Source organism: Saprospiraceae bacterium, assembly GCA_016714025.1.
Classification (GTDB): Bacteria; Bacteroidota; Bacteroidia; order Chitinophagales; family Saprospiraceae; genus Vicinibacter.
The window spans coordinates 534,992-560,893 of record JADJOB010000002.1 but is presented as its reverse complement, the minus strand read 5'-3'; the positions used below and the strand labels follow the sequence as shown (position 1 = coordinate 560,893).

Here is a 25,902-nt window from a genome sequence, read left to right as displayed (position 1 = left end):
TATAAAGCGTTTTACCCTATAAAAGGCGTAGACGTAAAGAATTGATGGCGTGGTAGCTCAGCTGGTTAGAGCGTGTGATTCATAATCACAAGGTCGGGAGTTCAACCCTCCCCCACGCTACTGAATCCATTACGAGTTCACAATCAAGAATTAGGTATTTTTATTTGTGAACTCGTAATTTCTAATTGCCTTGCAGCTGCATCAATGGTTTCTGAATTTTTAGCAAAACAAAAGCGCAGCAGTTTAGGATCATAGCCATCATGGTAAAAAGGAGAGAGCGGAATGGCAGCTACCTTATATTTTTCAACGAGTTCCATTGCATATTCACGGTCGCTTAGATTGCTCATGTGTTTGTAATCAGCCAAAGCAAAATATGAACCTTCACAGGGAAGCCAATTGAAAGGAAGCACTTTCATTTTTTCGAAAAAGTAATCCCGTTTCTGTTGGTAAAATGCCGGAAGCGAATTAAAAAATGTGGATTGAGTTTCCATAAATTTTGCAATCGCATATTGGGCTGGTGTATTGACTGAAAAAACAGTGAACTGATGGAGTTTTCGAATTTCGTTGGTGATTTTGGGATTGGCTATGGTATAACCTACTTTCCAACCGGTGTTATGTAAAGTTTTACCCATTGAAAAAACAATGACCGAACGATCCATTAATTCGGGAAACAATAAAGCACTCTGATGTTTGAGTTGGTCGAATATCAAGAGGTCATACACTTCATCCCATATAATTAAGGTATTTAAATCTTTGGTGAGTTGATGAATGCGTGCAATGTCTTCCGATGTTAAAATCCGACCAGCAGGATTGTGCGGATTATTAATCAGAATAATTTTTATTTTTTCTTTTTTCAAGATGGTTTCCAATTCATCCCAGGGAATTTTAAAATCCGGCAATTCCAAACGCAAATAAACAGGAATGCCTCCATTGACTAAAACAGAAGGACCATACGAATCATAAGCTGGTTCGAATATGAGTGCTTTGTCTCCTGGTTGGATGATACTGGAAATGATTGTGTAGATTGCTTGAGTTGCACCTGCAGTTACAGTGACTTCTGTATCAGGATTTGCATTAAATTGATAGTCACATTGAATTCGTTGTGTAATTTGATTACGCAACAAATCCAATCCGGGCATTGCTGCATATTGGTTGTATCCATTGAGTACAGCTTCGTTAAGAAATTCAAATAATTCAGATGGTGGACTGAAATTAGGAAATCCTTGAGCTAAATTAATTGCCTGATTGCGAATGGCGGCTGCAGTCATTTGCGCAAAAATAGAAACGCCAGACAGCGGCAATTTACTTTCGATCGTTAATGACATGCTTAAGAAATCAAATTACTTTGTATATTTTTTATATATCCGGTCTATTTCACCGGCCATTCGATGATCTTTTTCGGTGATGGTATCCCCTTCATCGTGTGTAGTCAATGTAATATCAACCATATTCCAGGAATTGGTCCAAATTGGATGGTGATTCAATTTTTCAGCTTGAAATGCAACTTCTGTCATAAAGGCAAAGGCTTCACCAAAATCTCTGAATTCTAATCGTGCTTCCAGTTTGTTGTTGTGTTCACGCCACATAATATTCTATTTAGTTTTTCGTTTGTTTAAAATTTGAAATTAAAATTTGTTAAATTCTGAATGGCTGAATTCAACAAATTTAAAGCAGCTTGCACATCCTCTTCATGAACCATTTCAATGGCTTGATGAATGTGCCTGGTTGGAATTGAAATGGCACCTGCAATGCACCCATTTCCGGAAGTTTGCACAGCAGCTGTATCTGTTCCACCTCCAGTCAATAATTCGGCCTGCCATTTAATATCTGATTTATAGGCACAGTCTTTTAAAAAATTTACCATGCGAATATCTGGAATCACACTGCTGTCAAATAACTTAATAGCAACGCCATGACCTAGTTTAGTAACCATTTCATGTGGTTGCGCACCGGGCACATCAAAGGCAATGGTGGTATCTACATTTATTGCATAATCTGGTGCGATGCGATGCGCAGCTGATTTGGCACCACGCAATCCGAGTTCTTCTTGAACGGTAAAGACAAAATACAAATCCGTTTCCGGTATTATTTTTTCCTGACTTCGCAAACATTCAACCAATGTGTAAACAGAAATTCGATTGTCTAAAGATTTTGAATTAATGCACTTCCCCATTTGAATTAATTCGCGTTCGCGCGTGATCGGATCTCCAACAGAAATTAAAGATTGCAATACAGATTTTTCCAAACCGGTATCTATAAAATAATCTTTTATTAATGGTGCCTTGGAACGTTCATCCGGTGTCATTAAATGTATGGGTTTTGATCCCATGACTCCAATAACATCTTGTTTCCCATGTATGATCACTCGTTGAGCAGTCAAGGTTTTTGGATCAAATCCACCCAAAGGAAGAAAACGGATAAATCCTTCTTCATCGATGTGTTGGACAATGAAGCCAATTTCGTCCATATGGGCTGAAAGCATCAGTTTATGGTCAGTTCGTCCTTTTTTAAAAGCGATTAAATTACCCATAGGATCGATTTGCAAATCGTCACAATAGTTAACCAGGCTATCTTTTAAAAAACTGCGAATGGCATGTTCAAAACCCGGAGCACCCGGATAAGAACAAATTTGCTTTAATAAATTAATATCCACCATAACATTCTCCGAAACGTAAAAATAAAGGATCTGAGTTAAAACAATAAATATGCCTTTTCGTACTATGTATTCGATTGATTTTTATGACCTTTGTCATATGACAAGTTTGAGATCTCTGGCAAAGGAAACACTTATCTATGGAATGAGTTATTCATTGGGAAGATTGATTAATTTTTTATTGGTCACAAATTTCCTTACCAGCGTTTTTTCTGATAATCGTGCATACTTTTCAATTTATACGGAAATCTATTTTTTTATTGCTTTGTTTCTTGGAATTTTAGGTTTGCGAATGGAAACTACTTTTTTCCGATTTGTATCAGATGAGGATTCAAAGACAAAAATATATCCATTAGCCAGTCAGGTTGTTTTTATTGCTTGTATTCTATTTCTGGCTGGTGTTTATCTTTTTATTGAACCAATAGAAACATTGTTGAATTATCCTGATTTGCGAATTCATATCTATCTGGCTGCATGGATTTGTGTTTTAGATGTTATCAGTGCACTTCCCTTTTCGAAGATTCGCTATCAGAAACAAGCGCAACGATATGCCTGGATTAAATTGTCCAGCATTTTATTAAATGTTATTTTAGTCATTGGCTTGGTCAGCTATTTTGCCGGAAGTCCGGCAGAACAATTAAAATATGTGTTGCTGGCTAACCTGATTGCATCGATCATCAGTTTTATCTTTTTGATTCCAGAAATAAAGGAAAGTTTTCAGAAAGCAGATTGGACAATGACCAAGCAAGTAATGCGATATGCAAGCCCATTAGTCATTGTAAGTTTTTCATTCATTATTATCCAATACGGTGCAACCAGTTTGTTAAAGTATTTTTTACCGGGAAGTATTCTGGAAAATCTGGACAAGAGCAGTACGTACAACGCCGCTGCGAGACTTGCGGTTATTATGAATTTATTTGTCACTGCATTTAATTATGCAGCAGAGCCATTTTTTTTCAGACACAAACATGCTGAGCATTCCAGAACAGATTTTGCCCGTTTGTCCTTGTATTTTGTAATCAGTTGCAGTTTTGTGTATTTGTTTACCGTATTATACCGTGATCTGTTTGCATACTTACTCGACAAAAATTTTCGTAGCGAATTATTTTTGATTAATATTCTATTGCTTGCCAACATATTTGCAGGGATTTATTCTAATTTTTCAAGTTGGTATAAATTGGCAGATAAAAATTATCTGGCTGCCTGGATTAGCTTTTCCGGAATGCTTTTAATGATCTTATTAAATATTATTTTAATCCCTTATTTAGGCAATGCTTCGGCAGCATATGCCAATCTTGCTTGCTATTTATTTATTTGTGCAATGTCGTATTATCAGGGACAAAAGTATTTTCCGATACCATATAAATTGGGGAAGATGAGTAGTTACCTCATCGTTTGTATTATAATCAGTATAGCTATTCCAAAGGTTTATACACTGATGGATTTGAGTTTCTGGTTGAGGCAATTCGGTTCGCTGGTTATATTGATGTCGTTTGCTGGAGTGGTTTATACTTTGGAATTTAGTGGAAGGAATAAATGAATAGATCAACGATCCACGGACCAATGAATTATTAGAAATTTAATGCAATTTATTTTAATCCTTTAAAATGCCGGGATGAGCTGAATTAAAGTTTTTCATAATCAAGCCTTAGGTTATGATAATATTTTTTAATTCTGGGAGACAGCATCACTAAAATCCAAAAACCAGGAATCAGGATAGTCCAAACCAGCTGCCATTCATTATTAATTATGGATGGATTTCCAAAATCTTCGCCATTCCAAGTCACAAAATCATAAATTTTAAATGTTGTATAAATAAGAAGAAATATAATTAAAGTATAGTTGGATCTTAGATTTGGATGTAGAAAACTTTTTCCTGCCATACTTTCAGCTATAAAACCGATAGCCAGTAAATAGAGGTTAATTATACCATTTCCTACCAATGGTTTTATAGACTCACCAATTATACTGCTTAAAAAGAAGATAGCAATGAAGTATGTAAGTACTGCTATTATTGAGAAAACAAAGAATACCTTCAATTCCACTGGTGCAATGGAAAAGTAATACCGGAGACGCTGCCAGTATGTGGAATAATTTAGGTCAATTGGATTGGTCATTTAAGCAAAAATAGTATTTTTTTATAAAATTGGTTGAAGCAGGAACGGAAAACTTTGAACCAAAAAGTATTGGGTATGGGCGAATAATCTTTGAATCTTCGTGCTTGACTATCTACTAATATCCCTTCACGATTAAATCTTGTTTCTTTGTTTGTAAAAGAAATAAAAGACAAATCCAAAACACAAATAGACCAATGCATCGCCAATCACACTGTAAATGGTTTTGACTCCCTGAGCTGGTAGGTGAGCCATCATCACTTTGTCGTGAATGTCATAACTGCTCATTTGAGCTAGAAATTCACCATACGGACTGATCGCTGAGGACATGCCAAATCTTGTAGAACGAATTATGGAATGGCCCTGCTCTACAGCAAGATATGCAGCCATTCTTGAATGGAGCGGATCAATGCCTCTCCTGTCTGACGATGGATCCGCAATGAGATCTGCTTCTAAATCTCCATAGGCTATTGTCAGGCATTGAAAATCATTATAATAACAATTTACTGATGATGTTTTCTCTCTGGAAATATTAAAGACTTTTAATGCCTCATTGTCTGAACTGATCCAAAATTCAATATGCGGGTAACTGAAATAAACTAATGGGTATGGAAAATAAAAAGATCATTGCAAACGGCATTGGAGAAGAGACAATTTTTGCAATGCATACAGACCAGGCCGTGATAAGACCTAATACAAATAACCATTTTGATTTAGCTCACTAAGTTTGTCTCAGATAAACTAAAAATGGAACATAAGCAATTCAGCCCGCAAGATCCATGGAAACATTCATGTGAGCCAATGAAATGCTTAAGATTCCAAAGACTAGCAAATAAACGGATTTAAGATTTGAAATCATTGGATAAAATTAATTTTCAGTTTATAAAGTCCATTCATTTTTCATAGCTAGGAAACAGAATTTCTGGAAAATTACGGAAAGAATTTAGCAAAAATTATTTTACACAATGTCCCTAATCTTATTTTATGTCCAGGAACAATATGCCACAATACAATTTGAATTAAGTATTAATAATAAATACCAGTGAGATGATGCTGATGATTGACCATAGAATTAAACCCTGTACAAATGGCTTTGGGCCAACTGATTTAATGTTATTCATGCTAAGTCCTGTTCCAATTAAAAATAAACTTAAGTTAAGTCCACGTTTTGCAAACCAAACTGTCGAAGTATATACTTGCTCGAATTGAGGAAAATAATGTGCTATACAAATGGATACGATAAACAAACCGATGAAGTAAGGAAATTTTATTTTTTTAGTCGCTTGTTTTGTGATTAGTATTGTGAAAACAGCAAGCGGTATAATAAACAAGGCACGTTCTAATTTTACGGTAGTTGCCACTTGAAGGGCTTCGTTTCCAAATTTTACAGCGGCCCCAACTACCGAACTGGTATCGTGAATGGCAATTGCACACCAAAGCCCAAATTGATGTTGACTCATATTTAAATAATGGCCTATAATAGGAAATGTAAACAGTGCCACTGCATTTAAAATAAATACGGTCCCTAATGCTACACTCATTTGTTTTTCGTTGGCTTTAATAATTGGTGATATTGCTGCGATGGCGCTGCCTCCACAAATAGCAGTTCCACAAGAAATCAAATAAGATGTTTTGAAGTCCATATTTGCCCAACAACCAAGAAGCCAGCCAATTACAATGGTTAAGCCAATTGAACAAATAGTAAATAACAATCCCTCTTTTCCAGCTTGAATGGCTTGAAATAAATTGATACCAAAACCCAATCCGATGACTGAGATTTTTAGTAAGTAAGAAATTATTTTGGAATTCATTTCTGGAAACGGGTGACGAAGGGTCTGTGCACATAGGATTCCAATAAACAGCGCAACTGGAGCTTGAATGTATGGGGTAAGGCAGAGCATGGCCGCAAGGATAAAAAGACCTCGTTGTTGGGTATTCACTTAATTAATTCTATTCTAAAGCAAGATGGATAATTATTTTTTGATGATGGTTTTAAATTTAATACTTCAAGAAATCATTAGAACGATAATGCTGAATAATTGAAGTTAAAATTCCCTCCAAATTATTGAATTAAAAGCTTAATTACTTTTTGTTCTTTCTCATTGAATAATTGGATAAAATACAAACCAGGAATTAAATCCTTTAAATCCAGTATGATTTGGTTTGAATAATTGTTGATGCGATTTAAACTGTTTCCATTCAAATCAAACAATTGTATTTGACTTACTTGTTGAATGTTAAAAATTGAAATAGTCCGATTGTTTGCATCATAAGCCCAACGAATGGATTCCAAAGTGTTCAAATCATTATTGAAGATGATCATTCCGGTTTCATAGGCACCCAGAGATGGAGGGTTTTTAAAATTTTTATTTTCGTAATCAAATAATACCCCTGGATAATTTATTCCTTTTGCAATAGCAGGAGAATTGGTTTGTAAATGATAATTTTTATTGTTGAGATCAACAAATAAGGGGTTTTGTTGTCGAATGCCATTGGTTTCTTGTTTTGGTAAATTAGGTCCGGTCCAATTGCTCCGATCCAAATGATACCATAAATTATTTGAAAAAGTAAAACTGGCGGGAGATGTATAAGGACCCACGTTAACATCAGTCGATAGGCTATTTGTAACGACTACGATGTTATTACTAAATGTATTATTTGCACACGATTTGTAAAAACTGGTGTCACTGCTTTCTTGTAAAATGCGCATGATCCAATTTTGAGGTCGTATGATGGTGTTATTGATCACTTGAGCATTGCGACAACCTACAAATGCAATAGGAGTATAAGCGCCTTCAAATATATTGGCACTTACCAACAGATCTTTTGCTTCGTAATCAGCTCCTGCCGGCCGAAAAAAAGCGGTTCCTGTACTGCCGCCCAGATTTAATGCACGTTGTCCGCCGTTTATAAAATAATTGGCTTCTATATGGAGATTTGAACTGCCTCCTTTCATCTGGATGCTATTGCTGCCCTGATTTGTAAATGTATTTTTGTCGATTTTACCTGCATGACAACCAACCATATCAATTCCGGATCCACCAGCAGAACCATTAATAAAATTGCATTTTGTGATGTTAAAAGAATCCAGTCCTGAAAGTTTCAACATATCGTTGTTTCCACTTGCAGCCATGTCCTGAAATGTACAATTTTCAACGATCACCTGCTTGGCAACGGTATTAAATGTTCCACCATCATCAATATTCATACCGTTGCCCGTTTGTCTTTCGATGGTCAAATCAGAAATGCGCAGGTAATTGGGATCTATAAAATGCAAGGATTCAGATCCTCCACGAAATATGACCTGGTCTTTGATTAATCCTTTCAGTGTAATCCATTTTTCTGCTGTTCCTTTTAGATTTTCTATAAAAAAAGGCCCGGTATAAATGGCGGGATAAATCAAAATAGTATCGCCAGGTTTTGCAACAGCAGCCGCTTGTAAGGGATTCGAATAAATTTGTCCGGGACCTACTCGCAAAACCGTTTGAGCATTTACAGAAATTTGTAAAAGTAAAAGCAAGGAAAAAAGCGATATTTTATTCTTCTTCATCAGATCTGCGATTTGCTTTGTCAGATTTTTCATAAGCTTTTAAAATATCCTTGACCAAACGATGTCGAACTACATCTTCGCGAGTTAGAAAAATGCTGGTGATGCCGTAAATATTTTGAAGCAACCGGGTTGCCTGACGCAATCCTGAAATTTGGTTGTATGGTAAATCAATCTGAGATAAATCACCTGTAATGATGCATTTAGCTGATGGCCCTAAACGAGTCAGAAACATCTTTATCTGCAAAGGAGTACAATTCTGGGCTTCATCCAAAATGATAAAAGCATGATCGAGGGTTCGTCCACGCATAAAAGCCAAAGGGGCAATTTCAATAACACGGGTTTCCATAAAGTGTTGGAGTCGCTCAGCAGGGATCATATCATCCAATGCATCATAGAGTGGACGCAGGTAGGGATCTATTTTTTCTTTGAGATCTCCAGGTAAAAATCCTAAACTTTCGCCTGCCTCTACTGCAGGACGTGTTAAAATAATTTTTTTAACTTCCTTATTTTTAAGTGCACGTACAGCAAGAGCAACGGCTGTGTAAGTTTTACCGGTACCGGCAGGGCCTATGGCAAAGACAACATCGTTTTGCGAACTGGCTTCAACGAGGAGTTGTTGGTTTTTTGTTTTTGCATAGATGACGCGTCCTTCGCGTCCATGAACCAACACCATTTTACTTTCCTGGGGTGTGGCGACTTGTTGAAAAGGATTTTCACCCAGAAGCAATTCTTCAACGGTCTGTAAACTAAGTTCTTTGCGCTCTTTTAAAAGCTTAACCATCCATTCAACTTTTTCCTTAATAGCCTGGGTATCTTTTTTCTTACCGATGATTTTTAACAAGGAACCCCGGGACGTAATGGTGGTTTCAGGAAAGGATTTTCGAATGAGGTTGAGTTTATTGTTGTTTTCTCCAAACAAGGCAACCGGATCGACATTTTCGACGGTTAGGATGATTTCACTTTGTGACAAATAGTTAGAATTTTGGTATTAAGAATAATGTGTTACAAATTTAGTTGGTATTTTCTGGATTTACAAATCTACTATTGGAGACCTTGAAAATTAAGAATAAACCCTTCATTTCATAAACCAACCTGAATCAGCAGCCTTGTAAATTCGGTTGATAAATGAAACAGCCAGGTAAAATTAATTTATTATTAATTATTTTTTTAAGTATCGGTATAGCTTGAAGAGTTAGCTAAATAGTAAGTGAACCGGTTCGAATCAGTGACAAATAAATGCAATTCTAAATAATTTGAGTTTGAGATGCATACAAAGATTTATTTTTGAGCATAAATAAATTCACATGATTCTTCGAATCGTCAAAATGTCATTTCATGAAAATCAATTGCAAGAATTTATTGCAATTTTTAACGAGGCTGCACCGCTCATTCGTCAAAGTAAGGGTTGTATTGAATTATCTTTATTGCAAGAAGATCGCAATCCATCTATTCTAGCAACACTTAGCAAATGGAATTCTGTAAACGACCTTGAATTGTACCGACAATCTGAATTATTTAAAACGACCTGGGCTAAAACAAAAATTTTATTTAATGCAAAACCAGAAGCTTTGAGTTTTTTAGAAATTGCACATGTACAATGATGAAATGCGAATTAATTAATTGAAAATCCATCCTGCGAATACGTGGAATTTCCATAATGCTACCTTAATTCGTCCAGCGAGTACGCGGGATGTCCACTCCGCTCAAATAATTCGTATTTCGTAATTCTTAATTCGTAATTAAATATTCAACCCACCGCACACACTGATCACTTGACCGGTTACGTAACTCGATTGTTCGGAAGCCAGAAAGGTAACAACATCAGCGACCTCTTCTGGACGTGCCAGTCTGCCTAAGGGAATATTCTTAAGAAAGAGTTCTTTGGTTTTTTCATCCAGCACATGAGTCATTTCAGTTTCGATGAATCCTGGAGCAATGGCATTGCATCGAATGTTGCGCGATGCCAATTCTTTAGCCATGGATTTTGTGAATCCAATCATACCGGCTTTAGAAGCAGCATAATTGGATTGACCTGCATTTCCAAATTCACCAACAACAGAAGAGATATTAATAATCGAACCGCTACGTGATTTCATCATTTGTTTGGCTACGTGTTTGGTAAGGTTAAAACAAGATTTTAAATTGGTGGTAATTACCTGGTCCCATTGTTCTTCAGTCATTCTTAAGATTAAATTGTCTTTGGTTATGCCTGCATTGTTTACCAGAACATCCAGTCCGCCAAAATCTGATATAACTTGTTGAATCAATTGCTCAGCTTCTGCATAAATGGCTGCATTGGATTGATATGCTTTGGCTTTTACACCAAAGGCTTCACAACGTTGAACGACTTCCTGTGCTTTATCAGGAGATGATACATAGGTGATGGCAACATGTGAACCGTTTTTAGCTAATTTTTCTGCAATGGCTGCGCCAATGCCACGGCTTCCTCCTGTTACTAAACTTATTTTTCCCGGAACTTTACACATATAATACAATTGATATTTGTGCAAATATAACAACATTCACCAAGCTCATAAAATTGATTAAACCAATAGAATTGCTCCATATAAAATGGTAATGCGGGATTTTAACCCGGATTAAATTTAAAATGCGGTTTAAAATGATTAAATTTGAGAAAATTGTCTGCAATTTCCAGACATTAAAATTCACGCTATGAGCATCTTTTGGATTGTAAAAGCAGAATATAAATCTGCCTTCAAAATTAAACTGGTTTTCAATGATGATACAGAAGGAGTCGTTGATTTAAGTAATTCGTTGATAGGTCCTATGTATGAACCATTAAAGGATTTGGCTTATTTTAAAAAATTCAATTTGAATAGTTGGACTATCGCATGGCCAAATGGAGCAGATTTTAAACCTGAATATTTGTACAATTTGGCAAGCCACACTCAATTGGTATAAACATCCCCACTGCAATGATCTTTAGTGGCGCCTGTTACCGAAGCTAATACATTGATTTCATTGTTCCAACGGAGATAGCCAAGCAGTGCAAACAAAATGGCTTCTTTAAAATCAATCAATTCGTTTTTTGGGAGTACATAGTTCAACCCGTTTAATGAATTTTCTTGTAATTGTTTCATCAAATACTGGTTGTAGGCTCCACCTCCGGTAACCAAACAGCTTATTTCTTTAGAAGGTGTATTTGTTGCTGAATTTTCCAGTTGAGTGTTATGGATGAATTGATTAATCTGAAAACTAATGTGTTGAACAGATGTAGCTAACAAATCTTCTACCTTGTAATTGGTATTTTGAATATCAGATAAAAAATTTAGTTCAAACCACTCACGTCCTAAGCTTTTGGGAGGAGCTTGCGTGTAAAATGGAATGGCATTCCATTTGGTAAGCAGTTCGTTAAGTATGTTTCCTTTAGACGCCAGCAATCCCTGATCGTCAAAGTTTATTTGAATGCGTTGGCAAATTGCATTTAAAAGAATATTACATGGACTCAAATCACAGGCTCTTCGTTGTTTGGAATGATTCCATGAGATATTTGAAAAGCCACCAAGGTTTAAACAATAATTAAATTCAGAAAAAAGGAGTTCATCTCCCATTGGAACCAATGGTGCACCTTGTCCGCCCAACATCACATCTTGTTGTCTGAAATTATTTACTACCGGTATCTTGGTTTGATCAAATAACTTTTGCCCATTTCCGATTTGTAAACTGATTTTGTTTTTTGGTTGGTGAAACACTGTATGTCCATGGGATGCAATCAAATGGGCTGATAGATTTTTTGTTTTAATAAATTCATTTACCATGGTTCCAAGCCAGATTCCGTATTCTAAATCTAATAGAGTGAGCAGGGATTCATTGAGGTGAAAAGCATTTGAGAGTTTGGATTTCCACTCGGATGTGTATGCAAGGGTTTGACTTGCAATTACACGGTAATTTAAACGATTTGTATAAGTAAATTCTACGCAGACTATATCCAATCCATCCATTGAAGTGCCAGACATAAGTCCGATGACAGTTAGACTTGGAAATTTCAATCTACAGAATTTTGCAACATTAATAAATGTTCATATCAAAAAGTTTCCGGTATTCCCTGGTGACCGGATGTTGTTTTCCTAAAAAATGAAATAAGGCAATTCCAGCTCTGCGGCATAATTCATTTTCGAATTTCGGATCTTTTTGTAAACCCTCAATAATTTGTTCGATACATCCGGCGAGATTATTAGAGAATAATTCTTTTTTAGCGTTTTGCAAAGGGTGTTGTACTTTAGGATTTAACTGAACCCAAGTGGAAATGGCATGTAAATCTTCAAAATGATCTGCATACTCTTTTAAATCCTTTTTTGCATGCAATCTTTGAATTGCATGTTCCGGATTAAAAAAGATTTCATGTTTTGTTAGCAGTAATTGAGCTTCTTCATGATCTGGATTTCCCAATAAGAAGAGCTCAAGTTTAGGAATTAATTGCTGATCGGGAAACTGATTTGAATCCTGAATCAGCGTTTCAAAATCATCACTTTGTGCATCAATGATTTCAGGTAAATTTAATTTTTGAAATTGAGCAGTGAGCCATTTTTGAACATTGGCTTTAGATTCTGCCCCGGTAAATTCACCAACCAGTTTACCTTCATAGACCAATTTACAATTGGGAATACTCTGGATTTTAAAATAAGCAGCAATTTCCGGTTCTGTTTCTGTATTTATTTTAACCAATGCCCATTTACCCTTGTCTTCTTGTTCCAGCGCTTCTAAAACCGGAGCTAATATTTTGCAGGGACCGCACCATTCTGCCCAAAAATCAATCAAAACGGGCTTTTCAAAACTGAGATCGACGACATCGCGCTTAAAATCAAAGGCTGTTTCCTGCATGGTCTTATTAATTCTTATTCTTGTTTGAGGAGCTTATTAGCAATGTAAAGGTCTGTTATTTTTTGTCATTGGCCGTATGGAATTTTACTAAAAATCGTATTTATCGTTTAGAAGTTTTTAACATTTTGAGTTCACGCTGCTTCTTATGATTTCAGTGTTTTTAAGTACCTTGCCAACGGATGAACTGGACATTTAAAAATATATTGAGTATTGCAGCGACCTTGCTGATTTTATACTGTGTAGGTGTACTGTCTATCTATATTTTTATAAATGGGATTTTGTTTAAAACAGAGCGTGTCAGTAATTACAAGTTTCAAGATGTAAAAAACCTTGAAGAAGTTACGATCAGTTTACCGGATCAACAGAGCATCCCTGCTCTTTTTTATAAACCCAATGAAGGCGAATCGGGTATTGTACTGGTATTGCATGGTGCTGGTGGCAATCTGGATCGGCACCTGGTTTTAATTGATCAATTTCAACAACGGAATCTTAGTGTATTGATGCCTGAATTCAGAGGGTTTGGAAAGGCAAAGGGTTCTGTTAATGAGAATACCTTGCAAGAAGATGCCCTGGCCAGTATGGATTGGATCCGAAAGCGCTATCGGGAAGATAGTATCATTATTTATGCAAAAGATTTTTCAGCTTCCTCCGCATGTTATGTAGCCAGCATGTTTCCTTGTCGTTTATTAATATTGGAAGATCCTGTTTTTTCATTGCGAAGCTGGATGCGGGATCGCTTCAATGCACTGATTCTCCCTTATGAATTGAAATATGATTTTACAATTGCAGATGTGTTGCCAAACAGTTTAGTCCCAGTTTATATTTTAAGACCTCAAGGCAGCGCCAATTGCAATGCTAAAGATGCAATTAAAATGCAGCACCTCTTAAAAGATCCTAATGGATTGATTCAATTTGAAAAAACCAAAGGTCAGCCAATTTATGAACTTGAACAATACCAACAGTTGATGGATCAATTATTAAGTTTTTAATTTACTATGAGCAAGCGCAACAAGCTGTTAAAATTTTCTGAGAATTTATCTTTTCCCAATGTATTTGAAAATTTCAGTTTCAAAGAGGTGCAATTATACCAGAATGTCAATCAAAAAGTTGATTTTAAATCTTGCTGGAATTCAAATTATTTTAAGCGGAACCGGCCCCTTGTATTGGAGTTGGCATGTGGTGGAGGAGAATATTGTATTGGAATGGCACAGCTGGATCCTGAACGAAATTATATAGGTATCGATATCAAAGGAGCGCGTATTTGGCGTGGTGCTAAGAATTCAATTCAAAAAAATCTTTCTAATATTGCTTTTGTACGAACTAAAATTGAATTGATTTCTAATTTTTTTGGATCTGAGGAAGTAGATGAAATCTGGATTACCTTTCCAGACCCGTTTTTGAAAAATAGTAAATCTATAAAAAGATTGACTTCCGATTTATTTCTTGATATCTATCAGAAAATATTGAAACCCAATGCTAAGCTTCATTTGAAAACAGATGATCAAACTTTGTACGAATTTACTTTGGAGGTATTGAAAAACCGCGAGGATTATAAAATTATAGAACATTTTAATGATATTTATAAGTTGCCAGAAATTCCGGCTATTCTGCAGCTTAAAACACATTATGAATTGAAACACCTGGAAGATGGCCGGCTTATAAAATACATTCAATTTCAAAATATTAAAAAATAACTATGGCATACGATGAATCCTTAGCAGAGAGAATTCAAATTTCATTGGATCAGCGTTCAGTAAACTATTTAGCAAAAAAAATGATGGGAGGACTCTGTTTTATGGTCAATGATAAAATGTGTATAGGGATCGTAAAAAATGAATTGATGTGTCGGGTGGATCCTGAGCAAGAGCCTATTTTGTTAAAAAAATCTGGGGTCCGACCGATGGATTTTACCGGCAAACCAATGAAGGGATATTTATTTGTACATCCTTCGGCAATTGATCACGATAAAGAATTGGGATTTTGGATTCAGACCTGTCTCGATTTTAATCCAAAAGCAAAGGCATCAAAAAAAAGAAATTAGCTGGGTTGTATTAGCGAATCATTTTTTTGAATGAAAAACGCATAAATATTATGGCTCCAATCAAGAATAACAACACATAATAGAACGGTACAAAACTGATTGCATAAAGATGTGTCCGGTCAATAACCCACATCAGACTGAAGACAATTCCAATGATCCACATCAAATTTCCGAGTCGATCGAAGCCAGGGATATAATCCAAATCAACATTTCGTTTAATAACGTACAAAGTTAAAATCATCATAAAAACAGGCAGGACTTGCAATAATAATTCTGTTTCAAGGATGCTTCGTTTTTCAAACAAAAAGAAATACACATTAAGAGTAATTGAAAAAATTCCTGGAATGCAAACAGCGTAAATAATTCCGGATAAAAAAGTATTCCAGGGTGGCATTTGCAGATCTTTTCCTGCGACCGCACAGATCAACAAGGTCAACAAGAAGAACAATCCAAAATAATACAAAATGAATATGGGTTTTAATTGGACCCATTCGAAAAATTGTTGTAAGGTCATGCCGGCTGGATTAAATTTCTAAAAATAATTTTACAGGATCCTCCAATAAGTCTTTTAATTTCACTAAAAAAGTAACGGATGACGAACCATCTATTACCCGATGATCATATGACATGGCTAAATACATCATGGGTCGAATCACTACCTGGTTATTGAGAGCGATTGGTCTGTCTTTAATGCTGTGCATGCCTAAAATTGCTGACTGAGGCTCGTTGATTATTGGAGTGCTCATCAGGGAACCAAAAACTCCTCCATTGGTTATGGTAAAAGTACCACCACTCATTTCATCTAAACTCAATTTATTGTTGCGGGCTTTTTCTGAAAGGTTTTTTAACTGCAATTCTATTTCATAAAATTTTAAAGATTCCACATTGCGAATGGGTGGTACCACCAAACCATTGGGTGTTGAGATTGCAATGGAAATATCAGTAAAATCATGGTAAATTAAATCTTCACCAACCAGTTGAGCATTTACTTCAGGCATTTGCAATAACACAACGCTACAGGCTTTCGCAAACAAGGACATAAATCCGATTTTAACCCCATAGCGTTTGAGATATTCTTCATTGTATCGACTGCGCAATTCCATCAAAGCCGTCATGTCCACTTCATTAAATGTTGTTAACATGGCAGTTTCATTTTTTGCAGCTACTAAATGTTTAGCAATGCTGCGTCTCATGCGTGACATCTTAACAACCCGCGTTTGTCTGGAAAACGAAGCAGGATTTGTTTGTATGTTGGAAGTAATTTTTTCAGCTTTTTCTTTAGACTCCAGACCCTGAATAACATCAGCTTTGGTTATTCGTCCATCTTTACCACTTGGCTGAATTTGTTCGGTTTTTAAGTTGTTTTCCTCCATCATTTTGGCTGCCGAAGGAGATGCAAGTCCTTTTGCATAATGTGAGGTTTCTGCTTTTGAATCTTTAGGAATTTCAGATTTGACTACTTTTTTCTCAATTTCCGGTAAAGAGATGGATTCGTTTTGTGCATTGGTGTCAATTTGGGCAACCAAAGCGCCAATTTTTAAATCATCGCCTTCCTTGGCTTTGTGTATTAACCGGCCTTTGGCTTCCGAAGGAAATTCCAGAGTGGCTTTATCGGATTCAAATTCACACAAGGCTTCATCGAGATTTACAAAGCTGTTATCTGCTTTTAGCCATTTAGAAAGGGTCACTTCTGAAATGGATTCTCCAATTGCGGGTACCCTAAGGTCAATTAGACTCATTTTATAAATTGTACTCAAAGGTATTTCAATTTAAGCAAGAAAAAACCAAGGTTTAGATCGGTCTAAAATTCATTTAAATAACGAGGAAGTAAGTCGGGAAATTTTTCCGGCGGACAAGCAAAGCAAGGAACGCCTAATGCAGTTAGATTTTTAGCAATTTGTAAATCGTAATCGGGAGTCCCTTCATCACTTAAACTTAACAGGCTTATAATTTTGCTTCCACTTTGTATGATTTGATTGCAGGAAGCATACAGGTCATTTTTATTTCCATATTCATACAAATCACTGATCAAAAAGATAATGCATTCCTTTACATTTCGGATCTGTTGTTGTGTGTATTGCATGGCACGGGCAATATCGGTTCCTCCGCCACATGGGACACTGAAGAGTATGTCAACCGGATCCTGGTATGCATTTGTTAAATCAGTAATTTCAGTATCAAAGAAAATTAAATGAGTTTGGATACTTTTTAAAGAAGCAAGAATTGAACCGCTAATAGAAGCGTAAATCATGCTTTGAACCATGGATTCAGATTTATCAACCAATAAAATAATTTGAGGAAGTTGGTGCGTTTTTTTAAATCCAAACCATTTATCTGGAATGATGGTATTAACTTCAGGCCGGTAATTTTTTAAATTGCGGTAGATGGTTTTTTTCCAATCAATTTGACTGGTATTCGGGTCACCTGCTTTAGAATGGAGTCGAACGGAATTTTGTACAGCAAGGTGTAGCCTGGATTTTAATTTTTTTTCAATTTCACGAACTAATTTTAACACCAGTGACTTTGCAGCTGCCTTACTTTTATCAGGCATGAGTTGCTGCAATTGTAGGATAGCAGCTACCAATTCTAAAGAAGGCTCAATTTTTTCCAAAAGTTCAGGTTCGAGCAACATTTCCTGAACTCCTTGCCGGGTCAGCGCATCTTCCTGTAAGATCTGGACGATATCGGATGGAAATTTTAGTCGAATGGCATCCAACCATTTGCGGATTTTATGACTGGAACGACCAAAACCAGGTTTTTTAGTTGTTCCGTAAATGGCATTTAGGAGTTCGTCCACTTCATCTTGATCTTTATTTAATACCACAGCATCCTCAGGATCTGAATCCGAACCTAAAACTAATTTCCACCTTGAAAGATCTCGCATTTATTGGATGTAAAAATAATACTTTTGCACCAGCCAAATTCCGGCCAGACACATGAAAAATTATTTCCAGTTTATTATTCGATTTTTTGGCTTCTGGCTTATCTTTTTTAGTGTGTTGCGCGGCTATTTTATCGGGTTTCAACATTTTTTTGGATATCGTTTGACAGCAAATGAATTCGTGGGTTCCATGTTTTATGGTTTGTACATGGATTTGGCTTTTGCTTCATTTATTGTTGCAATACCATTTTTAATGTATTTTATTAATCGATGGATTCCATTTCGAACTTTTTTATATTGGTATTCAACCGTATTGGTTGCAATTATTGCAGGGATCTATGCCGGAGATATCAGTTTATACCGGGAATGGGGATTTCGTTTAGATAAAACAGCGTTTAGTTATTTGGATAAATTCCAGGAGGCCGGCAGTTTTGTATCTGTTTTTAATATTCTCTTGGTAGTTTGTTTCTTTTGTTTAATTGCATTCACCGGCACATTTTTGTATCAGAAAATTTTCACCATTCGAAAATTTGAATTGAAATCACCGGGTATCTGGTTGCATTTAATTTTATTACCAGCTTTGATCATTCCAATGCGAGGAGGTTTGGGAATCATTCCAATGAATCCAGGGAAAGTTTATTTCAGCACCAATCCATTTGCCAATCATTGTGCCTTAAATACTTGTTGGAATTTAGCATATAGTTTTTCACAAGCGCGGAAAGTAAATGCCCGATTGCAATTTATGGAGGATGTAGAAATGAATCAACTCTTTGATTCCTGGAGATTGCAAAAAGACAATCCGGAACCTCGTATTTTAAACAAGAAGCGTCCTAAAATTTTATTTTTTCTGTTGGAAAGCTTTACGGCGAAAATGATTGGCGCCAATTACAAAGAACAGCAAATTACACCCAGATTAAATGAATGGTTTAAACGGGGTATGTATTTCAAAAATGCATACAGTACCGGAGATCGAACAGAAATCGGCTTGGCATGTACCTTGAGTGGATTTCCAGCTCAACCTCAGTCTTCAATCGTTCACCATCCTAGAAAGACTGAGAAATTACCTTCTTTGATTCGTTCACTTAAAAACGAACAGTACACTACCAGTTTTTACTATGGTGGGGATATCAGTTTTGCCAGTATGAACAGTTATTTGTACAATGGTGGAATTGATGAAATTATTGATAAATCTCATTTCCCAAAAGAAAGCTACAATGCCAAATGGGGTGTGCACGATCATATTTTATTTCAGCGATTGTATGCGGATATAATTGCGGATACCAGTCTTTTTTTGAAATTGTGTTTGAGTTTAAGCAGTCATCCTCCTTATGATATTCCAGAATCCCGAACCTGGTTTGAAACAAAGGAAGAAGTACAATTTTTAAATACTGCGCATTATACAGATAAATATGTTGGAGCAATTTTAGATAGTTTATCGCAACGTCCAATTTGGGATGATTTGCTGGTGATTCTGGTAGCAGATCATGGATGTCGCTTTCCTGGAAACAGTGCGTACCATATTCCTGAGAAGTTCCACATCCCAATATGGTTTGGAGGTGGAGCAGTTGCAGTTGACAGTACGAGTGAAACCATCGTAAGTCAGAATGATATTGCTGCAAGCTTATTGGGTGAATTAAATATCAACAACAAAGCTTTTGAATTTAGTCGCAATTTTTTTTCTGCTGATTACAAGCCGTCTGCTTATTATGCATACAATAATGGATTTGGATGGATAGAACCATCCTGTGCAAGAGTTTTTTCTAATGATAAAAAGGAAATTATTTTGACAGAAGGAAGCCCTCAAACGGATTTTAATACAGCAAAAGCATTTTTACAAAAGGTACTGACCGTTTTTGAAAGTAAGTAGCATTCGATTTGTTTTATAATATAATCAGTAAACAAAACGAAAAAAGCTATAATGGCTGCTATACTTTAAGTTGAATGTTTAATTCCATTAATTGTTTTTCATCAATGCTTGAAGGAGCATCAATCATCGTATCACGACCGGTATTGTTTTTTGGAAAGGCTATATAATCCCGAATGCTGGTATTGCCCTGCATGATGGTACACAAACGATCCAATCCAAATGCAATGCCACCGTGAGGAGGTGCACCAAATTCGAATGCTCCCAACAAAAAGCCGAATTGCTTTTCCGCTTCATTTGAGCTAAAACCGAGAATTTCAAAATTTTTGGATTGCATGGTACGATCGTGAATCCTAATAGAACCTCCTCCAATTTCTGCACCGTTGATTACCAAGTCGTAGGCAGCTGCACGAATGGATGATAAGGTATTTTTATCGGTGCTTTGCATTTTATGCATATCATCAGGTAATGGACTGGTAAACGGATGGTGCATGGCAAAAAAGCGTTGTGCCTCCTCATTCCATTCTAACAAGGGAAAATTTAATACCCATAAGGGTTTAAAAACTCCCTCAGGAATTAAATTCAAACGCCTTGCAATTTCCAATCGGAAATCGCCCAATTGTTTCAGGGTTTTATCTTTTTCACCCAATAAAATAAAAACAACATCGCCTGTTGTTGCGCCAATATCATTACCCAGTGTTCTTAGTTCCTCGTCGCTGTAAAATTTACCAATGCTGGATTTTATGGATTCAGCTCCGAATTTAATATAGATCAAGCCTTTAGCACCAATTTGAGGTCTCTTAAGCCATTCAGTTAAATCGTTGATGTCTTTGTTGCTAAATGCAGCTTCTTTTTCTTTTACAATAAAACCGTAAACCGATTCTGCACCATCAATGATTGAAAATCCCTTGCCTTTCATGCGGCTCAATTCCACAAATTTTAAATCAAAGCGGAGATCCGGTTTATCTGAACCATACCATTCCATCGCATCATCGTAGTCCATTCTTGGAAAGTCTGGCAAGGAAACATTCAAACAATTTTTAAACAAGGATTTAGTTAAACCTTCAAATGTTTGTAAAATATCTTCTTGTTCAACAAATGCCATTTCACAATCGATTTGTGTGAATTCCGGTTGGCGATCTGCACGTAAATCTTCATCGCGAAAGCAACGCACAATTTGAAAATAACGATCCATACCCGCAACCATCAATATTTGTTTAAAGGTTTGCGGTGACTGCGGAAGTGCGTAAAACTGGCCGGGGTTCATTCGGCTGGGTACAATAAAATCACGGGCTCCTTCAGGAGTTGATTTAATTAAATACGGCGTTTCGATTTCTAGAAAATGATGTTCGCTAAGATATTTACGTGTTTCCAATGCGACCTGATGTCTAAAGATCATTTTTTCCTTTACCGGATTTCTGCGAATGTCCAAATAACGATAACGCATTCTCAATTCTTCTCCACCATCACTTTCATCTTCTATAGTAAAGGGAGGAACCTGAGATTCATTCAGTATGGTAAGGCTTTCAACTGCAATTTCAATATCCCCGGTGGCTCTGTTTGGGTTTTTGCTGCTGCGCTCTCTGACTTTACCTTGAACGGAAATCACATATTCCCGACCGCAGCTACGTGCCATTTCACAAGCGGCTGCATTTTCTTCCATATTAAATGCAAGCTGGGTAATACCGTAACGATCGCGGAGATCAATAAAACTCATGCCACCCAGATTCCGTACAATTTGAACCCAACCGGAGAGTTTAACAGATTTCCCTACATCTCCTATTCTTAATTCACCACAAGTATGCGAACGATACATAGTTATAAAATTAGGGCACAAAGATAATCGCAGATTATAAAAATAGAATCTTATCTACGGCTAATAATTAGCAATTTATAAATGCACAGAAAGTTGATGTCAAAATGTTGAGATGAATATATTTAACCATGGCAAGTTTCCGTTTTGAATCCACACTTAAATGAATCCGGTTTTAGATGAATTGCGCATTCAATTACAAGAGGGTGTTGGCCCTTGGAATTTACAATTATTGAATCCTAAAAATGAATGCATTCAAAGTCATCAAGGAACAAACACCACTCTAAATTTAAATCTGGAAAATCTTTCATCAGGAGTGTATTTATTAAAAATACAAACAAGGAAATCAACATGGATAAGACGTTTTGTAAAAATTTAAGTTGATTTCCAAAGTTGGTTTTTATTAAAGGTAAAGCAATGTATAGATCCAATAAAATTTAATCAATCGATGCATTCAGTATAATGAAACTCCAGACTGTCTAAATTCAGTGCAACCAGATGTCCTAAATTTTTCTTTGAATTTTTAAACACACAACCGCCATCAATATTAAAGCAATTTGATTGCTGAGCTCTAATTTTATCCAACGAAATTGGCGTGTGACCATGAACTAAAATTCTAGAGCCTAATTTTTCTGTATCAATTTCAAAGTTTCTTGTCCAGAGCATGGCTTCCCGATCTTCAAACAAATCATCGTTTTTAAAATTTATTCCTGCATGGACAAAAATGAATTGATCTAGTTCAATGTAATATTTTGTTGAATAAAAAAATTCTTTATAAACTTCCGGAAAATCCTGAAATCGCTTTTGTTTAAAACTTGTCATAGTTTGTTCACCGCCATTTAAAAGCCATTGAAAATAAGCTGTCACTTGTGTAGTTGAATCTATTATCAATTGTTCATGATTGCCACGGAGACAATGCACGGCATATCCGGCGTTTTGAAGTTTTAAGATGGTTTGGATGACCCCAAGACTGTCTGGTCCGCGGTCAATATAATCTCCTAAAAGCACTAGCTGGTCCTGTTTTTTTAATCTTATAATCTCAACGAGCAGCTTTTTAAAGGTCTTGCTACAACCATGAATGTCACCAATTGCAAATTTTCTGGCCATTTTGTTTTAAAACAATATAAGAGTCTGTCAAGGGGTGCTTCCTGGACAGTTAATTATGAAATTAAATGAATTTTTGTACTTTAGGGCTTGTGTTTATTCAATTCAAGTGTATGGGCCTTCGTTTTTTACTTTTAGTTTGCTCGGTTTTGACTTTTCAAGCAGGAATTGGTCAAGCCTGGAAAGATATTTACCGGTTTACACCGGCTCAAACGCTCAATAAAATCAAATTTTTAGACAGCCAAACCGGATTCACTGCCGGAAGTTTATACAATGGTTCCTTTGAAAATATTCATATCACACACGATGGCGGAAAGACCTGGACGAATGCCAATTCCGGTTATACCTCTATGCGGTTTATGGATATTTTTATTTTGGATTCCAAGACGATTTTTATGAGTGGCAACGAAGGAATTATCATTCGATCAACAGATGGAGGTGCAAATTGGGAAACAGTAAACACAGGAACGAAAGAACAATTGTGGGGAATTTGCTTTTTGAATGATAACATTGGAATTGCTGTTGGTTCAAATGGGATAATAATTCGAACAATTAATGGTGGATCGGACTGGGTGCAAATTCCATCAGGTATTTTTAATTTATTTTACGATGTATTTTTTACGCAGCAAGGCATTGGATTCGCTTCAGGCTCGAATGTCTTATATAAATCAACGGATATGGGCCTGAGCTGGAATCCGGTTTCTCAATTTCCGTTTCAAGCTCCGGCAGATTGGATCCGCAGTATCAAAATGGTGAATGAAAACATTGGTTATGCCTGTGCAGATATAGGGCGAATTTATAAAACAACGGACGGAGGAGACTCCTGGGAACGTTTGGATTCCGGAACAGAAGATCCTTTATTTGATATTGACTTTGTAGATGAGCAAAATGGTTTTATCTGTGGTTTCAATGGAGTAATTTTACAAACAAGCAATGGTGGACAAGACTGGACTAAAGTTGTAAGTCCACTTGGAACAGAGCACCTGTATTCCATTGACATGATTTCAAAAACGACCGGATATATTTGTACGCATACGGGCCATATTTTAAAATTGGATATGGCATCAGCTGCTAAAAACGAATTTAGAAATACCATAAATGCGCACATATATCCAAATCCCATTCTAAACAAAGCGATACTTAGTTTAGAGGAAAATTATATAGAAGAAATAAATAACATTGAATTGTGTACACTTGATGGCAAATGCAAACCTATGCAAGCCGTTCAATTAAATAATTCCCAATTGGAATTGGATTTTAGTTTTGAAAAAACTGGATATCACAATTTATGGATTCACTTTAAAAAAGGCAATAAAATGATGCCTGTTTTTATTCAAGATGCTTCAAATTAATTTTTCACAATAAAACAAAACAAAAAATGGAAACAAAAACAAATTGGTTAGCACTTGTAGTGGCGGCTTTGGTTGGCATTGCGATGGGTTTTTTATGGTATGGCATGTTATTTACAAATCAATGGATGGCAGGTAATGGCATTACTATGGAAGGAGAAAAAATGATGAAAAATGGTGCAGAAATGCCTATGTCTTCTTTGCCCATGATCATTAATGCGGTATCTATGTTGGTGTATGCTTATCTGATGAATTGGTTGATTAATAAAACCAGTTCGTTTGATTTAAAATCTGGCGCTACAGTGGGTGCAGTGATTGGCGTCATTCATCTTTTTGGAATTTATACCGGAAATCGCTTTGCAGGAAATCCAGTTAGTTTATCAATGGTCGATGGTTTTTATACCTTCTTACTCTTTACAGTAATGGGAGCGATCATAGGTTCCTGGAGGGCAAAATAGATTATTAATTCACGAATAGAATAGCCTTGATTTGGAAACACGTCAAGGCTATTTTTTTTCTTTAAAAGGACCATTTACCTCGTAATGCAAACAAATTTCCTGCTGTTTGATAGCCTGAGCCTGTGTCGGCAAATGCAGCTTGTATGGTTAAATCAAGGTCAAGATTTGTAAGGGCATTCCAACCGATTGTAGGGACTGCTATTAAAGTATTATAACTCGGAGAATAAATGAGTGCTAAACTACTTCTGAGTATAGGAGTAAATGATTTTGAAACTGCCGAATAAAAACTAAACTTAAACGGAAACAAGGATTTAGCCGATAGTTGAGAATCAAAAAACCCAAGACCTCCAGATAACAATCCCGAAGGTTTGCTATTAAATAAACTTGAAAATGAAACATACCAATCATTCTTGAAGGTTTGATCCAACACAAGGGAGGCAGTCCAAACTCCTGAATGCTTTGAAATATCTTGTTTTGGATGAAAATAACTAAGCTCGCCCTTAAATCCTGCGTTTAAGAGATTTCCGGCCCATCCGCCCCCAACGACCAGGTCGGAATGATACAAACCGGCAAGCATTTGGATATCATAGGTCCATTTATTGAATTTGTAAAGGAAGCCAAGAATATGATTATTTTTATTTTTTCCGGGTTTATATGCAAGCTCAAATTTGCTTTGATCATTTAAAAATCGCTGAATTCGGATTGCATCATTTCCAGGTCTTTCCTCATAGTCAAAGTCAAGAAAATTGTAGGCATTAAAAATGTCATTCGGATTCCAAATGGTATTTAATCCCCAGTTTATGCGTTGTCGACCGATTCGAAAATCCCAATGTTCAGGTGTATATTGTAAATACAATCTGTCAACGACCGAATGCATAACCAATGAAGATTGATTGATCCAAAGTTTTGAAAGATTGAAATAACCATCATAGGCGTTAATGTACTCTCCGTAATCCGGAATTAATTTTAGTTGATTTCCCCAAATAATCCGATTTCGTAGTTCAAGTTTGGCAATCAGTTGTTCAGAAAAATTGAATTTAAAATTTAGCCTGTTATGTATCAGGTTGCTGGAATAGTTGGTAGCTATTCCATCCGAAAAACTAAACGATCCAAGATCTTTTAAATAGCCTGAACATTCGATCCAGGCTTGTTTCTCAAGTTGATCCTGGGTATAGGCATTGTTGAAACTAAATACCAAATAAAATACTAAAAACTGTTTAAAGGATTTCAACT

At 36.2% G+C, this 25,902-nt stretch carries 27 protein-coding genes and 1 tRNA gene; 11 read left to right on the top strand and 17 right to left on the bottom strand.

The window, feature by feature from the left end:
- Positions 1 to 46: 46 nt before the first annotated feature.
- Positions 47 to 120: transfer RNA gene (locus IPJ80_05610), tRNA-Met, on the top strand.
- A gap of 23 nt (positions 121 to 143) precedes the next feature.
- Here IPJ80_05610 and IPJ80_05605 read toward each other — a convergent pair.
- The 3 genes from IPJ80_05605 to IPJ80_05595 are packed head-to-tail and all read right to left on the bottom strand — an operon-like array spanning position 144 to position 2,656.
- Complete coding sequence (locus IPJ80_05605) at positions 144 to 1,325, bottom strand: aminotransferase class I/II-fold pyridoxal phosphate-dependent enzyme (protein ID MBK7912958.1); 1,182 nt, start codon at positions 1,323 to 1,325, stop codon at positions 144 to 146.
- A 15-nt stretch (positions 1,326 to 1,340) separates the two neighbouring features.
- Entirely contained in the window at positions 1,341 to 1,586 is a 246-nt protein-coding gene (locus IPJ80_05600) for a 4a-hydroxytetrahydrobiopterin dehydratase (protein ID MBK7912957.1), read from the bottom strand.
- A 26-nt stretch (positions 1,587 to 1,612) separates the two neighbouring features.
- Positions 1,613 to 2,656: a M42 family metallopeptidase gene (locus IPJ80_05595; GenBank protein ID MBK7912956.1), complete on the bottom strand. Its 1,044-nt coding sequence runs from the start codon at positions 2,654 to 2,656 to the stop codon at positions 1,613 to 1,615.
- 49 nt (positions 2,657 to 2,705) lie between these two features.
- Here IPJ80_05595 and IPJ80_05590 point away from each other — a divergent pair, with 49 nt between their 5' ends.
- Complete coding sequence (locus tag IPJ80_05590) at positions 2,706 to 4,193, top strand: polysaccharide biosynthesis C-terminal domain-containing protein (GenBank protein MBK7912955.1); 1,488 nt, start codon at positions 2,706 to 2,708, stop codon at positions 4,191 to 4,193.
- An 85-nt stretch (positions 4,194 to 4,278) separates the two neighbouring features.
- Here IPJ80_05590 and IPJ80_05585 read toward each other — a convergent pair whose 3' ends face one another.
- The 5 genes from IPJ80_05585 to IPJ80_05565 form a co-directional block, all read right to left on the bottom strand.
- Entirely contained in the window at positions 4,279 to 4,770 is a 492-nt protein-coding gene (locus tag IPJ80_05585) for a hypothetical protein (protein MBK7912954.1), read from the bottom strand.
- A 132-nt stretch (positions 4,771 to 4,902) separates the two neighbouring features.
- Positions 4,903 to 5,157 (bottom strand): hypothetical protein, encoded by a 255-nt coding sequence (locus tag IPJ80_05580; GenBank protein ID MBK7912953.1) that lies wholly within the window; start codon positions 5,155 to 5,157, stop codon positions 4,903 to 4,905.
- A gap of 629 nt (positions 5,158 to 5,786) precedes the next feature.
- A complete protein-coding gene (locus tag IPJ80_05575; protein ID MBK7912952.1) occupies positions 5,787 to 6,668 on the bottom strand; it encodes a putative sulfate exporter family transporter in 882 nt (293 codons plus the stop codon).
- Positions 6,669 to 6,829: 161 nt separating this feature from the next.
- On the bottom strand, positions 6,830 to 8,317 hold the full coding sequence (locus IPJ80_05570; GenBank protein MBK7912951.1) for a T9SS type A sorting domain-containing protein: 1,488 nt from the start codon (positions 8,315 to 8,317) through the stop codon (positions 6,830 to 6,832).
- Entirely contained in the window at positions 8,304 to 9,287 is a 984-nt protein-coding gene (locus IPJ80_05565; GenBank protein ID MBK7912950.1) for a PhoH family protein, read from the bottom strand. The genes IPJ80_05570 and IPJ80_05565 overlap by 14 nt, the downstream gene beginning before the upstream one ends.
- A 334-nt stretch (positions 9,288 to 9,621) precedes the next feature.
- On the opposite strand from IPJ80_05565, the gene IPJ80_05560 reads away from it, so the two are divergent.
- A complete protein-coding gene (locus IPJ80_05560) occupies positions 9,622 to 9,918 on the top strand; it encodes an antibiotic biosynthesis monooxygenase (protein MBK7912949.1) in 297 nt (98 codons plus the stop codon).
- Between the two features lie 138 nt (positions 9,919 to 10,056).
- Here the strand turns inward: IPJ80_05560 and fabG are convergent, their stop codons facing one another.
- Positions 10,057 to 10,803 (bottom strand): 3-oxoacyl-[acyl-carrier-protein] reductase, encoded by a 747-nt coding sequence (fabG, locus tag IPJ80_05555; GenBank protein MBK7912948.1) that lies wholly within the window; start codon positions 10,801 to 10,803, stop codon positions 10,057 to 10,059.
- 187 nt (positions 10,804 to 10,990) lie between these two features.
- On the opposite strand from fabG, the gene IPJ80_05550 reads away from it, so the two are divergent.
- Positions 10,991 to 11,239 (top strand): DUF2442 domain-containing protein, encoded by a 249-nt coding sequence (locus tag IPJ80_05550; protein ID MBK7912947.1) that lies wholly within the window; start codon positions 10,991 to 10,993, stop codon positions 11,237 to 11,239.
- On the opposite strand, the gene IPJ80_05545 is transcribed toward IPJ80_05550, so the two are convergent.
- On the bottom strand, positions 11,227 to 12,327 hold the full coding sequence (locus IPJ80_05545) for an anhydro-N-acetylmuramic acid kinase (GenBank protein ID MBK7912946.1): 1,101 nt from the start codon (positions 12,325 to 12,327) through the stop codon (positions 11,227 to 11,229). The two genes, IPJ80_05550 and IPJ80_05545, sit on opposite strands and share 13 nt — an antisense overlap.
- Positions 12,328 to 12,346: 19 nt before the next feature.
- On the bottom strand, positions 12,347 to 13,159 hold the full coding sequence (locus IPJ80_05540) for a tetratricopeptide repeat protein (protein ID MBK7912945.1): 813 nt from the start codon (positions 13,157 to 13,159) through the stop codon (positions 12,347 to 12,349).
- Between the two features lie 179 nt (positions 13,160 to 13,338).
- Between IPJ80_05540 and IPJ80_05535 the strand changes: the two genes are divergently transcribed.
- From IPJ80_05535 to IPJ80_05525, 3 genes are read left to right on the top strand one after another with little or no spacing between them, the layout of a single operon-like run.
- Positions 13,339 to 14,148, top strand: coding sequence for a hypothetical protein (locus IPJ80_05535; protein ID MBK7912944.1), 810 nt, complete (start codon positions 13,339 to 13,341; stop codon positions 14,146 to 14,148).
- A gap of 6 nt (positions 14,149 to 14,154) precedes the next feature.
- Positions 14,155 to 14,853: a tRNA (guanosine(46)-N7)-methyltransferase TrmB gene (trmB, locus tag IPJ80_05530; protein ID MBK7912943.1), complete on the top strand. Its 699-nt coding sequence runs from the start codon at positions 14,155 to 14,157 to the stop codon at positions 14,851 to 14,853.
- Positions 14,854 to 14,855: 2 nt separating this feature from the next.
- On the top strand, positions 14,856 to 15,200 hold the full coding sequence (locus tag IPJ80_05525) for a TfoX/Sxy family protein (protein ID MBK7912942.1): 345 nt from the start codon (positions 14,856 to 14,858) through the stop codon (positions 15,198 to 15,200).
- A 10-nt stretch (positions 15,201 to 15,210) separates the two neighbouring features.
- Here the strand turns inward: IPJ80_05525 and IPJ80_05520 are convergent, their stop codons facing one another.
- The 3 genes from IPJ80_05520 to IPJ80_05510 form a co-directional block, all read right to left on the bottom strand.
- Positions 15,211 to 15,714, bottom strand: coding sequence for a hypothetical protein (locus tag IPJ80_05520; GenBank protein MBK7912941.1), 504 nt, complete (start codon positions 15,712 to 15,714; stop codon positions 15,211 to 15,213).
- A 10-nt stretch (positions 15,715 to 15,724) separates the two neighbouring features.
- Complete coding sequence (gene odhB, locus IPJ80_05515; protein MBK7912940.1) at positions 15,725 to 16,939, bottom strand: 2-oxoglutarate dehydrogenase complex dihydrolipoyllysine-residue succinyltransferase; 1,215 nt, start codon at positions 16,937 to 16,939, stop codon at positions 15,725 to 15,727.
- A gap of 62 nt (positions 16,940 to 17,001) precedes the next feature.
- Positions 17,002 to 18,084, bottom strand: coding sequence for a VWA domain-containing protein (locus IPJ80_05510; GenBank protein MBK7912939.1), 1,083 nt, complete (start codon positions 18,082 to 18,084; stop codon positions 17,002 to 17,004).
- 52 nt (positions 18,085 to 18,136) lie between these two features.
- Here IPJ80_05510 and IPJ80_05505 point away from each other — a divergent pair, with 52 nt between their 5' ends.
- Positions 18,137 to 19,948 carry a sulfatase-like hydrolase/transferase gene (locus IPJ80_05505; GenBank protein MBK7912938.1) on the top strand — a complete coding sequence of 604 codons (1,812 nt, stop codon included), beginning with the start codon at positions 18,137 to 18,139 and terminating at the stop codon, positions 19,946 to 19,948.
- Between the two features lie 58 nt (positions 19,949 to 20,006).
- Here IPJ80_05505 and aspS read toward each other — a convergent pair whose 3' ends face one another.
- Positions 20,007 to 21,761, bottom strand: a complete 1,755-nt coding sequence (gene aspS / locus IPJ80_05500; protein ID MBK7912937.1) for an aspartate--tRNA ligase — start codon at positions 21,759 to 21,761, stop codon at positions 20,007 to 20,009.
- A gap of 160 nt (positions 21,762 to 21,921) precedes the next feature.
- Between aspS and IPJ80_05495 the strand changes: the two genes are divergently transcribed.
- On the top strand, positions 21,922 to 22,137 hold the full coding sequence (locus IPJ80_05495; protein ID MBK7912936.1) for a T9SS type A sorting domain-containing protein: 216 nt from the start codon (positions 21,922 to 21,924) through the stop codon (positions 22,135 to 22,137).
- Positions 22,138 to 22,199: 62 nt separating this feature from the next.
- Here IPJ80_05495 and IPJ80_05490 read toward each other — a convergent pair whose 3' ends face one another.
- A complete protein-coding gene (locus IPJ80_05490) occupies positions 22,200 to 22,865 on the bottom strand; it encodes a serine/threonine protein phosphatase (protein MBK7912935.1) in 666 nt (221 codons plus the stop codon).
- A gap of 110 nt (positions 22,866 to 22,975) precedes the next feature.
- On the opposite strand from IPJ80_05490, the gene IPJ80_05485 reads away from it, so the two are divergent.
- Both IPJ80_05485 and IPJ80_05480 read left to right on the top strand, forming a co-directional pair.
- Positions 22,976 to 24,214: a hypothetical protein gene (locus tag IPJ80_05485; GenBank protein MBK7912934.1), complete on the top strand. Its 1,239-nt coding sequence runs from the start codon at positions 22,976 to 22,978 to the stop codon at positions 24,212 to 24,214.
- Positions 24,215 to 24,240: 26 nt separating this feature from the next.
- A complete protein-coding gene (locus IPJ80_05480) occupies positions 24,241 to 24,669 on the top strand; it encodes a DUF1761 domain-containing protein (protein MBK7912933.1) in 429 nt (142 codons plus the stop codon).
- Between the two features lie 61 nt (positions 24,670 to 24,730).
- On the opposite strand, the gene IPJ80_05475 is transcribed toward IPJ80_05480, so the two are convergent.
- Entirely contained in the window at positions 24,731 to 25,900 is a 1,170-nt protein-coding gene (locus IPJ80_05475) for a hypothetical protein (protein MBK7912932.1), read from the bottom strand.
- Positions 25,901 to 25,902 lie beyond the last annotated feature (2 nt).